The organism is Novosphingobium rosa NBRC 15208 (genome assembly GCF_001598555.1).
Lineage (GTDB): Bacteria > Pseudomonadota > Alphaproteobacteria > Sphingomonadales > Sphingomonadaceae > Novosphingobium > Novosphingobium rosa.
The window spans coordinates 1-15296 of the sequence record NZ_BCZE01000117.1 but is presented as its reverse complement, the minus strand read 5'-3'; the positions used below and the strand labels follow the sequence as shown (position 1 = coordinate 15296).

Genomic DNA, 15296 nt, shown 5'->3' with positions numbered 1-15296 from the left:
ATCTTCCTTGTTCTAAAAAGAAAAGGCGGGCGCCACAGACGCCCGCCCCTCTTCCGATATCCTGCCGCCTTAGAACGCGACGTTGATCGAGCCGCTGATGGTGCGCGGCGTACCGATGTACACATAGGGCACAAAGGTGTTCGACACGGAGCCGCCGCTGAAACCGCCAACGTAATACTCGTTGAACAGGTTGTGGACGTTGAGCTGCAGGTAGGTCTTGTCGTTCAGGCCCAGGAAGCCCGCCTTCATGCGGACATCCAGATCGACCAGCGTGTAGGCCGGGGTGTGCGCCGGGTAGATCACCGTGTTGTTGGTGGCGCTGGTGTAGAACGGCGTGTTCTGGTCGTTCACATAGCGCGGGCCGGTGTGCTTGGCCTGAATGCCCAGGTCCAGCGGGCCGACATGGGCCTGCACGCGGGTGCCGATCATGAAGGTGGGCGTGCCGGATTCGCGCATGCCCGCCGTCAGCGCATAGATCGTCTGCCCCTTGGTGGTGCAGGTGCCGATGCCAGCCGAATCGCCAAACTTCACATTGTTGGCGGTGCATTCGCCGTTGGCCACATTGCCCAGAATCTTCGACTTCAGGTAAGAACCGAACAGGTAGAGGCTGAGCGCCGGAACCGGCTTGTAGCTGATGCTGCCGTCGATGCCGTATTTATGCACCGTGCCCAGATTGCTGAAGACGCTGATGGTGGTCGTCTCATCCTGCGGGCTGGGGATCGCGGTTTCGGCGATACGGTTGTGATAAACCGTGTACCAGCCCGACAGCTCGGCCTGCACCTTGCTGGTCTTGTAGCGCACGCCGCCCTCGAAGTTGAAGGTGGTTTCCGGCTTGGGCGTCGAGCGCGCATCCGTGGACTGGAAGGCGAAGGCGTCATACAGCATGTCGGTGCTGGGCACATAGATGCCCTGCGAATAGTCGAAGAACAGGCTCGTGCTGGGGATCACCTTGAAGGTGAAGCCCGCGCTGGGCAGCACGCGGTTGAAGTTGTAATGGCGCGACTGCGGAGCCTGATAGGTCGGGTTCGCCGCCAGGAAGGCCGCCTGATAGGTCGGGTTGTTGAAGCAATCGACATAGCCGCTGCCGCCCGATTCCGAGACGCAGTAATTGGTCAGCTCGCGGTGGAAGAAGGGCGCGCGCACGCCACCCGTCAGCACCAGGCGATGGTCGATGAACTCACCGCGATATTCGCCCGCGACCTGGTTGAGCATCGAGATCGAGGAACGGTTGCGCTTCTCGATCGGCAGGCCCGAGGCGTCGAGGATCGGGTTGGTGTCGGGGAAGTAGCTGGCCGGCTGGCCATTCTGCTGCAGCAGGCCCAGCTCGCCGGTCTGGCGCAGATAGGAGTGGTCGAAGGTGTAGTTCAGGCGCAGCGTGTTGCTGGCATTGGCCTTCCAGATCAGGTTCGACACCACCACGAAGCGCTTGGTCTTGGTGTTGCTGGGGGCATTGACCTCGACCGTGTCGCGCGTGTCCCCATCGCCGTTGAGGTCGACGCCGCCCAGATAGGGCTTGCCGCCGATGAAGCCGGCGATCGGCGTCTTGGCCGTGCCCAGCAGGTAGTTGCCCTCGGTGCCGACCACGGCGGCGCTGCCGTTCGACTTGGTGTAGTTGTAGCTGGGATCGACCGTCAGGATCAGCCCGTGGCCCAGCGTGAAACGGGTGTTCATGCGGACATTGAAACGGTCGGCCGGGTTGTAGCCCAGATCATAGGAGGTGCCGCAGCCATTGGCGGTATCCGCCACGCCGGGGCGGGCCGCAGCGGCCTGGCACTGCGCCGGGATGCTGGCGCTCACATCCTTGAAAGAGGCCGGGAACTGGCCCGCGGTGTTCTTCAGCTGCACGTCGCCATAGCGGTTGCCACGGCCCTGGCTGTACCACGTGGCCAGCGAGACGAAATCGTCGCCGCTGCCGACCGGCTGGTAGATCTTGCCGTTGACCTGCCACTTGTTGAGCTTGGAATTGGCGTCATAGGTGTAGGTGCTGCTCTGGCGGCTGGCCGAGATCAGCGCGCGCGTGCCGAACGGCGTGAAGATGCCGGTGTCGACCACGCCGAAGATGCGCATATAGTCATACTGGCCCGCCGAGCCCTTCATGCGGACATGGAAATCCTCGGTGGGGTTGCGCATCACATAGTTCACCGTCGAGCCGGTGGCCGAGGCGGTGGGGCTGTCAATGTCGGTCGAGCCGAGGCTGACGTCGATGCGCTCGATCAGTTCGGAATCGATCTGTTCGGAAGGATAGAGGGCGTAATTGCCCGAATCATTCATCGGAATGCCGTCGAGCGTCTGCGAGATGCGGCTGCCGTCGAAGCCATGGATCGAGAGCGTGCCGCCCGCGTCGCCATAGGGGCTGTTGTTCTGGAAGCTGACGCCCGGCATGTAGTTGATGATGTCATCCACCACCTGACCGGCGCTCTGGCGGTCGATCACCTCCTGATCGAAGACGCGCTTTTCCTTGGGCGTATCGGGGATGGCGATGCCTTCGAGCGGCTTGGCGTCCTTCTTGCCCGTCACCACGATCGACCCTTCGAAGGTCTGGGTGCCGGTGGACTGGGCGAAAGCGGGCGCGGCGCTGAGCAGCGCAGCCGCCATCACACTCAGCGAGGCTGCGTGAGCGAAACGTAACATATTGATAGGCCCCTTGAAATCTGATCTCTCTCATCCGCGCGAGCGGACAGATGCTGCTCGCTAGAGGCTGGCGGCGGCAAATTCATGACAAATTTTTATGTCTGTGCTATATAAAACTCATTTAGACGCAAAATTGCCACAGTCTGGCCCGCATGCTGCAACAGAAAGCCTGAGTTCAGCCGGCTTATGTGACGTTCAACGCGAAAGCGCTGCGTGTTCCGCCTTGGATCTGCAACACCACTGACTTATCCGGCCCACCATGCGCTTGATCCGACAGTGTCCCGCCGCCTTTCTGGCCTCCCTGCTTTCCGTGACGGCATCCGCCACGCCGGCCCTGGCCTGGGGCGCGCAAGGCCACCAGATCACCGGCATCATCGCTGAAAGCCATCTGAGCGAAACCGCCGCCGCGCAGATCCACCAGTTCATGGGCAAGGAGGATCTGGCGCAGGCCTCGACATGGCCCGACGAGATGCGCGCTACGCCCTCCGATTTCTGGCGTCACAAGGCGGGGCACTGGCATTATGTGACGGTGGCGGGCGATGACTACCAGCCCTCCGACCGCCCGCGGGAGGGCGATGCGATGAGCGCTCTGGCCGCTTACAGCGCCGTGCTGCGCGACCCCAGGCGCGACAGGGAGGAGAAGCGGGTGGCGCTGCGCTTTGTCGTGCATATCATCGGCGATCTGCATCAGCCGCTGCATGCGGGTGCGGGCGGGAATCAAAATGACCATGGCGGCAATGATGTGCCCGTAGTGTTTCTGGGCCGGTCGATGCCGTTGCATGGCGTGTGGGATTATGGGCTGATCGAGCAGCGCGGGATGTCTTCGGCAGCCTATGCTGCTGCTTTGTCGGCCAACATCACCCCGGCGCAGGTCTCGACGTGGCGTTCATCCTCGCCGGCGCAATGGGTGCATGAGAGCATTGCCTTGCGCAAAACCATCTATCCGCAGACCCGCAGGCTGTCGGACGATTACGCCCGGCAGCATCAGGCCGAGGTGGATGAGCGCCTGGAACAGGCCGGCGTGAGGATCGCGGCCTGGCTCAACGCGATTTTCCAGGCGGAAACCGCAAGCTCTTGAGAGAACCGGGCGGCCCGAGGCCGAATAGCATCGCTGATGGGGCAAATGGCGGAGCGGGAGGGATTCGAACCCTCGATACGCTTTTGGCGTATACTCACTTTCCAGGCGAGCGCCTTCGACCACTCGGCCACCGCTCCGCATACCTGCAAGGTCCGCCGCCCTAGCGATTGTCTTTGGGCAGCGCAAGCCTTCCTCTGCGCTTCTTGTTCATTCATCGATCTTGCCTGCAACAAAGGCTGACGGCACAGTGCCGCGCATGCCTTTCAACGCCGTATCCCGCCGCCGCTCGCTTGCCGCTCTTGCCCTGCTGGGCGCCCTGATCCCGGCCCTGCCCGGTCGGGCCGCGCCCGCATCTCCGCCGCCGGCTAAAGCGGTGAGCGCGGGCGATGTCGTCAAAAGTGCTCCGGCCAGCGACTGGACTGCAATTCCTCCACAGGATCTGCTGGTGATGGCGCTGGCCCCCGACGCCAAGGGCCGCTCCAGGCAGGTGGTAATCCAGCTGATCCCGGCGCCTTTCTCGCAAGGTTGGGTGGGCAATCTGCGCAAGCTGGCGGCGGCGCATTGGTGGGACGGGCTCTCCGTCTATCGCGTGCAGGACAATTGGGTCGCGCAATGGGGCGATGGCGACAATGAGGACAAGGCCAAAGCCAAGCCCCTGCCCGCAGGTTTGGCCAAGGTGGGTGAAAGCCAATACACCGTTGCGGCACCCACCCAGGAAAACCTGTTCAACGCCGTGGCCACCGCCGATCAATCCCGCTGGCTGTTCGACGCCTATGCCCCGCACACCGGCTTCGATCACGGCTGGCCCGTCGGCCTGGACAAAGGCCGGACTTGGCCCACCCATTGCTACGCCACCGTCGGCGTCGCCCGCGATCTCTCGCCAGACACCGGCTCCGGCGCGGAACTCTATGCCGTGATCGGCCAGCCACCGCGCCAGCTTGATCGCAACATCGCCGTGGTGGGCCGCGTGATCGAGGGGATCGAGCATCTCTCCTCGCTCCCCCGCGCGCCGGGCAATGGCGTCTACAAGGATGCCGCGGACCGCACGCCCATCATCTCGGTCCGCCTCGCCAGCGAACTCCCCGCCGATCAGCAGCCGCATGTCGAGTATCTTTCCACGCAAAGCGCCAGCTTCGCCCGCTATGCCGATCTGCGCGCCCACCGGCATGACGATTTCCTGAAAGTCGCCGCCACCGGGGCAGACATCTGCGCCATCCCCGTGCCCATCCGCCACCATCCCGCAAGCTGAGGGCACTCACCCCCGCCCAGCGCCTTACCGCATTGCGCAAACGCCCCATCCCGCGCATCAAAATTCGTATTCAACGCGCAGGCTTGTCATTGTGCATACGTGCCCGCATGCTGGCATGCATGGGCCCACGCTGATAGAAGGCGGGCCGCCATCCTGTCGGCATGCGGGGCCAACCTGCTGCACGACTACGATTCGCAAAGGGACGATGCATGAGCTTTACCGCGGACCGCCTGCTGCTGTTCGGCGCCACCGGCGACCTGTCGCAGCGGATGCTGCTGCCCTCGCTCTGCGCGCTGCACGCCGACCGTCTGGTTTCCGACAAATTGCAGATCGTCTGCACCGCGCGCTCGGATATGGACGATGAGTCCTTCCGTGAGTTCGCCGCGCAGGCGCTGGACAAATTCCTGCCCGAACATCGCAAGGGCGCCATCCCCAGCTTCCTGAAGCGCCTGTTCTACCAGCCGCTCGACGCCAATGACACAAGCCACTTCCACGCGCTGGCCGACAAGGTCGGCACGGTGGAGAACGGTCTGGCGATCTTCCTCTCGACCGCGCCCAGCCTGTTCGAGCCGACCATCGCGGGCCTCGTCGCCAGTGGTCTCGCCAATGAGCGCAGCCGCATCGGCCTGGAAAAGCCGCTGGGAATCGATCTGCCCTCCTCCAAGGTGGTGAACGATGCCGTCGCCGGCGCCTTCACCGAGGATCGCATCTTCCGCATCGACCACTATCTGGGCAAGGAAACCGTCCAGAACCTGCTGGCGCTGCGCTTTGCCAACATCATGTTCGAACCGCTGTGGAACGCCACCCATATCGAGCATGTGCAGATCACCGTGGCCGAGACCGTGGGCCTCGAAGGCCGCGTGGGCTTCTATGACGGCGCGGGCGCGCTGCGCGACATGGTGCAGAACCATATGCTGCAGCTGCTGGCGCTGGTCGCCATGGAGCCGCCCGCCCGTTTCGACCCTGTCGATGTGCGCGGCGAGAAGACCAAGGTGCTGAATTCGCTGCGCCCTGTCACGCCCAGTGATCTGGTCACCGGCCAATATGTGGCGGGCGCCATCGCGGGCGGCAGCGTGCCGGGCTATATCGAGGAATTGCAGAAGCCCTCGGAGACGGAAACCTTCGTCGCCATCAAGGCCTTCATCGACAACTGGCGCTGGAAGGGCGTGCCCTTCTACCTGCGCACCGGCAAGCGCCTGCCCAAGCGCACCACCGAGATCGTCGTGCAGTTCCGCCCGGTGCCCCATTCCATGTTCGCCCAGCGCGGCGCGGTGGCCAAGCCCAACCGTCTGGTGATCGGCATCCAGCCGGAAGAAAACATCACGCTGGATCTGATGACCAAGGTGCCCGGCCTTGATCGCGGCGGCATTCGCCTGCGCGAGGTGCCGCTCGACATCCGCATGCCCGATGCTTTCGCGGGCCCCACCAAGCGCATCGCCTACGAACGCCTGCTGCTCGACCTGATCGAGGGCGACCAGACGCTGTTCGTGCGCCGCGACGAGGTGGAAGCCCAGTGGACCTGGATCGACGGCGTGCGCGCCTGCTGGACCGAAAACGCCATCACCCCGCAGCCCTATCCGGCGGGCAGCTGGGGCCCCACCGCCGCCATCGCGCTGGCCGCGAAGGACAGCGTGACGTGGCACGAATAGGGGCATGAATAAGGGCTTGGGCGAGCCATAAGGCCTGCCCACCCCGCCAGGAACAATCCGGGCCATGGCCCGATCCATCACCACAAGCGCGGGTTCGCCAGAGCCCCGCTTTCTTGTGCAGAGTAGACCCACCATGGCCCAGCTTCACTCCACCATCGAGCGCGTCACGGCGCGCATCATCGAACGGTCCAAGCCGGGCCGCACGCGCTACCTCGACATGATCCGCGCCGAGGCGGACCGGCACGGCGAGCGCAACAGCTTCTTCGGCTGCTCCAACCTGGCGCACACCTATGCCGGAGCCGAGGGCGACCAGAAGACCATGGCCTTCACCAAGGCGCCCAATCTGGCGATCGTCACCGCCTACAACGACATGCTCTCGGCGCATCAGCCCTATGGCCGCTACCCCGATGCGATGAAGATCTACGCCCGCGAAATCGGCGCCACCATGCAGGTGGCGGGCGGTGTGCCCGCCATGTGCGACGGCGTGACCCAGGGCTATGAGGGCATGGAACTCTCGCTCTTCAGCCGCGACGCCATTGCTTTGGCCACCGGCGTCGCCATGAGCCACGCCATGTTCGACGGCATGGCGCTGCTGGGCATCTGCGACAAGATCGTGCCGGGTCTGGTGATCGGCGCGCTGCGCTTCGGCCATCTGCCCGCCGTCTTCATTCCTTCGGGCCCCATGCCCACCGGCATCGCCAACAAGGAAAAGCAGAAGACCCGCCAGCTTTACGCCGAAGGCAAGGTCGGCCGCGAGGAACTGCTCAAGAGCGAGATGGGCTCCTACCATTCGGTGGGCACCTGCACCTTCTACGGCACCGCCAATTCGAACCAAATGATGATGGAGATGATGGGGCTGCAGCTGCCCGGCTCCAGCTTCGTGCCGCCCAACACACCGCTGCGCAGCGCGCTGACCCGCGCCGCCGTCCACCGCCTCGCCGCCATCGGCAAGAGCGGGAACGACTACCGCCCGATGGGCGAGATGGTGAATGAAAAGGCCATCGTGAACGCTGTGGTCGGCCTGCTGGCCACCGGCGGCTCCACCAACCATGCCATCCATATCCCCGCCATGGCGCGCGCCGCCGGGATCATCCTCGACTGGCAGGATATGGACGAGCTGTCGCATGCCGTGCCGCTGATCGCGCGGGTCTATCCCAATGGCCAGGGCGACGTGAACCATTTCCACGCCGCGGGCGGCATGGGCTATGTCATCAAGGAGCTGCTGGCCGGTGGCCTCGCCCATGGCGATATCCTGACCGTCTCCGAGAACGGCATGGAAGATTTCGCCACCGAGCCCTTCCTCAACGGCGAGGCCCTGAACTTCCGCCCCGCCCCCGAGGCCAGCGGCGACGAGGCCATGCTGCGCCCCGTGACCAATGCCTTCCTGCCCGATGGCGGCATGCGTCTGGTGCAGGGCAATCTGGGCCGTGGCACCTTCAAGAGCAGCGCGGTCGAGAAGGAGCGCTGGACCATCGAGGCCCCCATCCGCGTCTTCGACACGCAGGAAGACGTGCAGACCGCCTTCAAGGCCGGGGAACTGCACAAGGATGTCATCGTGGTGGTCCGCTTCCAGGGCCCGCGCGCCAATGGCATGCCCGAGCTGCACAAGCTGACCCCGCCGCTCGGCGTGCTTCAGGACAAGGGCTTCAAGGTGGCGCTGGTCACCGACGGGCGCATGTCGGGCGCATCGGGCAAGGTGCCCGCCGCGATCCATGTCACGCCCGAGGCGCTGGCCGATGTACGCGGCGTCAATGGCCCGCTGGCCTATCTGCGCGATGGCGACGTGGTGCGCCTCTGCGCCGCAACCGGCGCGCTGGAGGTGCTGACCGACATCAGCGGGCGTGAGCCTGCCGCCGCGCCGCCGCCCGTCATGGGCGTGGGCCGCGAACTTTTCGCCATGTTCCGCCTGGGCGCCGATGGCGCCGAACAGGGCGGTTCGGCCATGCTGGCGCTGGCGGGGCTGTAAAGCTCGGCTGTCACACGGCTTTCACGGGAAACCGGTTAGTGCTGCGATGCAACATGGGCCGCCCTGTTGCATCGCAGGTGCAAAAAACCGGTTCCCACTTCGAGATGATGCTTTAGACGAGGCCACCATGGACATTGTTTCAGTCGATATCGGCGGCACCCACGCGCGCTTCACGATTGCCCATCTGGGCGATGACGGCAAGGTGACGCTGGGCAAGGTGGAAACACTCCACACCAAGGATCATGCCAGCTTCGAATCGGCATGGGCGCATTTTGCCGAACTCAACGGCAGCCCCCTGCCCCGCGCGGCGGCGGTGGCGATCGCCGGGCCGATCAACAGCGATGCGATCAAGTTCACCAACAACCCCTGGGTGATCTACCCGGCCCAGCTGCATGACCGGCTTGGCGTGGACAAGGTGACGCTGGTCAATGATTTCGGAGCGGTGGCCCATGCCGTGGCCCATGCCGGTCCGGAATATTTCATCCATCTCTCCGGCCCCGATGTGCCGCTGCCCACCAAGGGCACGATCAGCATCCCCGGGCCCGGCACCGGCCTTGGCGTGGCGCAATTGTGGCGTGACGGCACCGGCAATTACCATGTGCAGCCCACCGAGGGCGGCCATATCGATTTCGCCCCGCTGGACGCCATCGAGGATGCGCTGCTCGCCCGTCTGCGCCAGCGCCATCGCCGCGTCAGCGTGGAGCGTGTCGTCTCCGGCCCGGCCATCGTCGACATTTACGAGACGCTGGCCGTGCTGGAAGGCAAACCGATCACGCCTCTCGACGACCGCACGATCTGGACGCTGGGCACCGATCCCGAAAAGCGCCGCGAGAACGTGCTCTGCGCCACCGCCGTCGATCGCTTCTGCCTCTCGCTGGGCAGCGCTGCGGGCGATTATGCGCTGGTGCATGGTGCTGTCGCCGTGGTGATCGCGGGCGGCCTTGGCCTGCGCATCTGCGACACGCTGGTGGCCAGCGGCTTCGGCGACCGTTTCCGCGCCAAGGGGCGCTTTGAAAATCTGATGGCGGGCCTGCCGGTCAAGCTCATCACCCATCCGCAGCCGGGCCTGTTGGGCGCGGCGGCAGCCTTCCAGAAGGAACATGTCCAATGAGCGCTTCCTCCGCTTTTCCCGCAATCGAAACCATCATGCGCACCGCGCCCGTGATTCCGGTGCTGGTGATCGAGGACATCGCCCATGCCCTGCCGCTGGCCGAAGCGCTGGTGGAAGGCGGCCTCAAGGTGCTGGAGGTGACGCTGCGCACCCCCTGCGCGCTGGAAGCGATCAAGGTGATGAAGCAGGTTCCCGGCGCCATCGTGGGCGCGGGCACGGTGCTCAACCCCGCCCAGCTGCAGGCCGCCATCGACGCGGGCAGCGAATTCATCGTCTCGCCGGGCCTCACGCCCAAGCTGGGCGAAGCCGCTGTGCAAGCGGGCATCCCCTTCCTGCCCGGCACGGCCAACGCCGCAGACATCATGCTGGGCATGGATCTGGGCCTGTCGCGCTTCAAGTTCTTCCCCGCCGAAGCCAGCGGCGGCACCAGCGCGCTCAAGGCGATTGCCGCGCCCTTTGGCGATGCGCGCTTCTGCCCCACCGGCGGCATCACGCTGGCCACCGCGCCCAACTATCTGTCGCTTGAGGCCGTGTTGTGTGTCGGCGGCAGCTGGATGCTGCCCAAGAGCGCTTTCGACGGCAGCAAGGTGGACACCGCCGCGATCCTGAGCGCCGCTCAGGCCGCCGCCGCGCTGCAGGCCTGAGGTTCGGGGGCCTGAGCCCTCTGCGTTCCGTCACCACCATAGCGAGGGGCCTGCCGCCACGGCAGGCCCTTCATTCAGGGGTTGCGGGCGATCTCGCCCCGGGTCGCGCGACAACACCTTTCCGGCGCCTTTGCGGGCGCGCATCTTTGGCCTTCCCCAGCCGGGCGGGCTTGCGCTAGGCTGACCGTCGACAGGCCCCTTGCAAGAGGGCCGCGATTCAGGGACAGGACCGGCCGAAAGAGGCGCATCGCAAGAACGCCAGTTCGGGAGAGTCTTTACGATGAGCGAGTTTGCCGCCCTTGATCGCCGCTTGCAGGAACTGCACGAGCGCACCGCCGAAACCCCGCTGTTCAACCCCGTTTTCCAGCTGGGTCTGGAACTCTCGCGCAAGATGGAAAGCGGCGAGCTGAGCCTCGAACGCATCGAAAGCATGGTGGCCGAGCTGGAATGCGAAGGCCTGCGCGTCCGCGCCCGGCGCCTCAACCGCCTCGTCTCCCCGGTCGAACCCGACACCAATCTGACGCGCATCGGCGCCATGGCCGAAGGCGGCGATTTCACCGCCTTCTCCGCCCGCTGGAGCCGCCCGGTCGCCCATATCGTCTTCACCGCCCACCCCACCTTCCTGCTGGCCCGCGCGCAGGGACAGGCCGTGGCGCTGGCCGCCAGCCAGGGCGACCTCGACAGCGAGACCGTCTGCGCCGCCCCCGCCGCGCGCGACACGATCACCCTCGATTCCGAACATGCCGACGCCATGGCCGCCATCGCCCGCGCCCAGAAGGCCCGCGATGCGATCAACGCCACGCTGCTGTCCACCGCCCGCGCCCGCTGGCCCGACCAGTGGCGCAAGCTGGCACCCGCCCCGGTGCGTTTCGCCAGCTGGGTCGGCTATGACATGGATGGCCGCACCGACATCGGCTGGCAGACGTGCATCCGCTACCGTCTGGAAGAAAAGGCCGAGCGCCTCGCCTCCTATGCCGCCCTGCTGGAAGAGGCCGCGCCCGAGGTTGCGGAAAAGCTGGCCGCTGCCGGCGCCCATACCGAGGCCATGGCCAGGCTCTTCGCGGGCGACATGACCAATCCCGCGGCGGTGAACGATGCCGCCAACCAGCTGACCGCCAACCACGCTGACAAGCTGGTGACGCTGGCCCCGATCATCGCCAGCCTCGAAAAGCTGGCCGCCGCCAGCGATGACGACACCGCGCAGGCCCTATTGGTCGCCGCCGCCGCGATGCGCGCCGATGGGCTCGGCATGTCGTGGATTCACTTCCGCGTGAACAGCTCGCAGCTGCAGAACGCCATCCGCCGCCGCATCGATCCCGATGGCACGCTGGATCTGGCCAGTCAGGCCGCGCTGCGCAAGATGCGCGAGCTGCTGCAGAACGTGAAGCCGCTGCGCAGCAATTTCGCGGCGCTGGCCATCGAGAATTCCACCGCCGTCCGCCTGTTCCTGACCATGGCGCAGATCCTTCAGCACATCGATTCGGAAACCCCGATCCGCATGCTGGTGGCCGAATGCGAACAGCCCACCACCGTGCTGGCCGCGCTCTATTTCGCCAAGCTGTTCGGCGTGGAAGACAAGGTCGACGTCTCGCCCCTCTTCGAGACCGAGACCGCGCTGGAACACGGCGGCCGCTTCATCGACGACCTGCTGGCCGAGCCCGCCTATCGCGCCTATGCCCGGCTGCGCGGCCGCCTGGCCATCCAGACCGGCTTCTCCGATGCGGGCCGCTTCGTGGGCCAGATCCCCGCCAGCCTCGCCATCGAGCGTCTGCAGGGCCGTCTGGCGCAGGCCATGACCGCCAATGAGCTGGGCGATGTCTCCGCGCTGATCTTCAACACCCATGGCGAAAGCATGGGGCGCGGTGCTCACCCCGCCAGCATGGCCGACCGTCTGGCATGGCCCCTCTCCCCATGGGCCCGCCGCCGCTTCGTGCGCGCCGGGATCAGGCTGGAACCCGAAGTCAGCTTCCAGGGCGGCGACGGCTACCTCTTCTTCGGCACCGACGATCTGGCGCTGGCCACCCTCACGCGCTTTATCGAACTCGCCCCCGCCGAGGCCGATCCCTACGCCCCCACCGATCCCTTCTACCGCCGCACCGATCTCTCGCTCGATTTCTACCGCGCGATCCGCCGCGTGCAGCAGCAGCATCTGAATTCCAGCACCTACGCCCGCGCGGTGACCGCCTTCGGCCTTGGCCTGCTCAACGACACCGGCAGCCGCAAGGCCCGCCGCCAGAGCGACCTTGCCGCCGACCGCACCATGAGCCTGCGCCAGATCCGCGCCATCCCGCACAATGCCATCCTGCAACAGCTGGGCTATCCGGTGAACATCATCGCAGGTTTCGGCACGGCGGCTGAGGGCAATTACGAGGCCATGGCCGACCTGCTCGCCTCCAGCGATCGCGGGCGCCAGCTGGTGCGTCTGGTGCGCGCCGCCAATGCGGTGGCCAGCATCAAGACCGCCACTGCCTTTGGCGAGCTGTTCAACTCCGCCTATTGGGCCAGCCGCCCCTACCGTGGCGACGAGAACCATATCGCCCCGGGCTGCCTTGCCCTGGCCGAATATCTCACCTCGGACGACCGCACCGGCGTGTTCCGCCGCCTCGCCACCCGCCTGCGCGTCGATGCGCTGAAGCTGCACCAGCTGCTGGCCCTGATCCCCGAGGAACCGGGCGGCCTCTCCCCGCAGGACCGCGAGCATACGCGCCGCTCCATCGGCGTGCTTCAGGCGCTGCGCCTCGCGCTGTTCCAGCACATGTTCCTCAAGGTGGTGATGGTCCCCGCCTTCAGCCGCGCCAATGACATCACGCCGCATGACGTGATCGAGATGGTCTTCACCCTGCGCGTGGACGAGGCGCTGGCCCAGCTGAAGCGCGCCTTCCCCACCAGCTTCCCCAGCCTGTCGGACTTCAAGGTCGACGAACCCGCCGACTATCCCGACGATGCCGCCCACGGCTACACCGCCATCCATCGCGATTATATCGAACCCATCGAACGCTGCCACCAGCTGGCGCTGCGGATCGGGACGGCCATCGCGAATGAGTTCGGGGCGCATGGGTAAGGGGGTTTAGAAAAGAGAAGATGCGAGGGGGTTACCCCCTCGCGCTCCCATGAATGTCTACGGTACACTTCGGGTTCGGCCTTGGAGCAAGGTCGCGGCGCCGCAGGCTTTAAATGATGGAGAGGCGCCGGGGCTTTCTGCCTGCGGCGCCTTTTCATTGCGCTGGTGGAGAGTTCAGGCGCCACAATCGGGTGCCACTGGCGTTCCGTCGGGAGACCTCATGGGAGCGCGAGGGTGTAACACCCTCGCATCTTCTCTTCCCCCTTCCAAAACCGTAAACCTTTGCCCCGCCCCTGTCCCCCACTGGAACAGCGCCCTCAAGCACTCTGGTGTTTTGGCAGGGTTTGAGGCAGCGTCTGCCGGTCAAACCTTCCAGAGGCCCGCCAGCACACCATGGTCACCACCGCCGCCCTTCCGTTGCCCAAGCCCCCGCAGATCATGATCGCTGTGGCCGCCGGAGCCGCGCTGCTGGCGGCCATTGGCCTGATCAAGCTGGACGAGCATCTGGGCACCGCGCATCTCTCGCGTCAGGCGGCCACTGTGGCATTGCCGCGCTCGACGCCGGTTACCATGAAGGAACGGCCCGACTCTGCCCCGCAGGCCGATCCCAGCTACGCCCCCGCCTTCGAGGCTGAAGGCGGCGCCAAACCCGCCGCGGCCCCCGCGCAGACAGCTCCGGCTGCCGATACGCTGGTCATCAAACATACCCTGACCATCAACGAGCCCATCAAATACGGCCAGTGGTTCTGGAACGAGGACGGCGCCCCCGCCGGAGCGCCCATCGTCATCACGGTGGACCTGAACGCGCGCGTGCTTTCGGTGTTTCGCGGCGGGTATGAGATCGGCACCACCGCCGTGCTGCTGGGCACGCAGGAAAAGCCCACGCCTCTGGGGGTCTTCCCGATCACCCAGAAGGACGCGCATCATATGTCCAACCTCTATGACGCGCCCATGCCCTATATGATGCGCCTGACCAACGATGGCGTCTCCATCCACGCCACGAATGTGCAGAACGGCTATGCCAGCCATGGCTGCGTGGGCGTGCCCCTGCCCTTTGCGCAGAAGGTGTTCGGGGTGGCGAAGCTGGGTGATAAGGTGATCATCACCCGGGGGCAGCAAGGGGCTTAAGGAAGAGAAAATGCGAGGGCCATCGCCCTCGCGCTCCCTTTCATGTCTGCGTTGTGCTTCGGGTTCAGCCAAGGCGCTTCGTTTGCCGCGCCGCAGGCTTCAAGACGCAGGCGTAGCCTATCGATTGAAAATGCCCTGCCTGCGGCGCTTTGCCTTGCGCCGGTGGAGAGCCCGGGCGCTCCATTTCGGAACCACTACTGCTTCGTCGGGAGACGGAATGGGAGCGCGAGGGGGTAACCCCCTCGCATCTTTCTTTCCTAAACCCGTCTCTTGGGCCCCTTCATAAAGCTCCACCCGGAGGGCAGAGGCCGCACCACCAGATCCCCGATCGAGGCGGGCTGCCGCGCCACCAGAGCATCGAACAGCCGCGCCACAGCCTGCCCGCGCGCAGCCTGCCCATCCAGCTGCTCCACGATCCGCGCCACCACGCGCAGGGCCACGGCTCGCGGCGCTTGAGGGCGATAGACCAGCCCCATCGGCTCCTTCACCACCTGCTCGGCCCATTCGCGGGCGGCGGCCCAGTCGAGGGCGGCATCGGCATCGGCAAGGTTGGAGGCGGCCTGCGACCATGCGGGCACATCGATCCAAGGCGCCTCGGCCAAAGCCTGCCTCACACGGACGCGATCATAGGCGGAATTACGGTTGGAAGGGTCGTCGGCGGCTGTGAAACCGGAGGCGGCAACCACCCCGGCCAGCTCGTCGCGACGCCAGCCCAGCAGGGGCCGCAGCAGCGGCAGGCGGGTGGCGGGCACCAGCCCGCGCTCACGCACGCCCGCCAG

9 protein-coding genes, 1 tRNA gene and 1 pseudogene are annotated in these 15296 nt (G+C 65.6%); 8 read left to right on the top strand and 3 right to left on the bottom strand.

Annotated features, from left to right (window positions below; all coding sequences use genetic code 11):
* Window positions 1–69: 69 nt before the first annotated feature.
* Window positions 70–2631, bottom strand: a complete 2562-nt coding sequence (locus SR3_RS28495; RefSeq protein ID WP_084456024.1) for a TonB-dependent receptor — start codon at window positions 2629–2631, stop codon at window positions 70–72.
* 259 nt (window positions 2632–2890) lie between these two features.
* Here SR3_RS28495 and SR3_RS28490 point away from each other — a divergent pair, with 259 nt between their 5' ends.
* The gene (locus SR3_RS28490) at window positions 2891–3709 is read left to right on the top strand and encodes a S1/P1 nuclease (protein WP_068094188.1); all 819 of its coding nucleotides are present in this window, start codon (window positions 2891–2893) and stop codon (window positions 3707–3709) included.
* Between the two features lie 46 nt (window positions 3710–3755).
* On the opposite strand, the gene SR3_RS28485 is transcribed toward SR3_RS28490, so the two are convergent.
* Window positions 3756–3846 (bottom strand) — tRNA-Ser (locus SR3_RS28485).
* 119 nt (window positions 3847–3965) lie between these two features.
* Here SR3_RS28485 and SR3_RS28480 point away from each other — a divergent pair.
* From SR3_RS28480 to SR3_RS28450, 7 genes are all read left to right on the top strand, one after another.
* Window positions 3966–4958, top strand: coding sequence for a peptidylprolyl isomerase (locus SR3_RS28480; protein WP_084456023.1), 993 nt, complete (start codon window positions 3966–3968; stop codon window positions 4956–4958).
* 209 nt (window positions 4959–5167) lie between these two features.
* Window positions 5168–6607: a glucose-6-phosphate dehydrogenase gene (gene zwf / locus SR3_RS28475; protein ID WP_068094186.1), complete on the top strand. Its 1440-nt coding sequence runs from the start codon at window positions 5168–5170 to the stop codon at window positions 6605–6607.
* Between the two features lie 133 nt (window positions 6608–6740).
* Window positions 6741–8573, top strand: coding sequence for a phosphogluconate dehydratase (edd, locus tag SR3_RS28470; protein WP_068094183.1), 1833 nt, complete (start codon window positions 6741–6743; stop codon window positions 8571–8573).
* A 127-nt stretch (window positions 8574–8700) separates the two neighbouring features.
* A complete protein-coding gene (locus tag SR3_RS28465) occupies window positions 8701–9684 on the top strand; it encodes a glucokinase (RefSeq protein WP_068094181.1) in 984 nt (327 codons plus the stop codon).
* On the top strand, window positions 9681–10328 hold the full coding sequence (locus SR3_RS28460) for a bifunctional 4-hydroxy-2-oxoglutarate aldolase/2-dehydro-3-deoxy-phosphogluconate aldolase (protein WP_068094178.1): 648 nt from the start codon (window positions 9681–9683) through the stop codon (window positions 10326–10328). The genes SR3_RS28465 and SR3_RS28460 overlap by 4 nt, the downstream gene beginning before the upstream one ends.
* Before the next feature lie 280 nt (window positions 10329–10608).
* A complete protein-coding gene (locus SR3_RS28455) occupies window positions 10609–13389 on the top strand; it encodes a phosphoenolpyruvate carboxylase (protein WP_068094175.1) in 2781 nt (926 codons plus the stop codon).
* A gap of 393 nt (window positions 13390–13782) precedes the next feature.
* Window positions 13783–14517, top strand: a complete 735-nt coding sequence (locus SR3_RS28450) for a L,D-transpeptidase family protein (RefSeq protein ID WP_245654141.1) — start codon at window positions 13783–13785, stop codon at window positions 14515–14517.
* Between the two features lie 257 nt (window positions 14518–14774).
* On the opposite strand, the pseudogene SR3_RS28445 reads toward SR3_RS28450, so the two are convergent.
* Window positions 14775–15296: pseudogene (locus SR3_RS28445) on the bottom strand (ATP-binding protein); the annotation flags it as partial.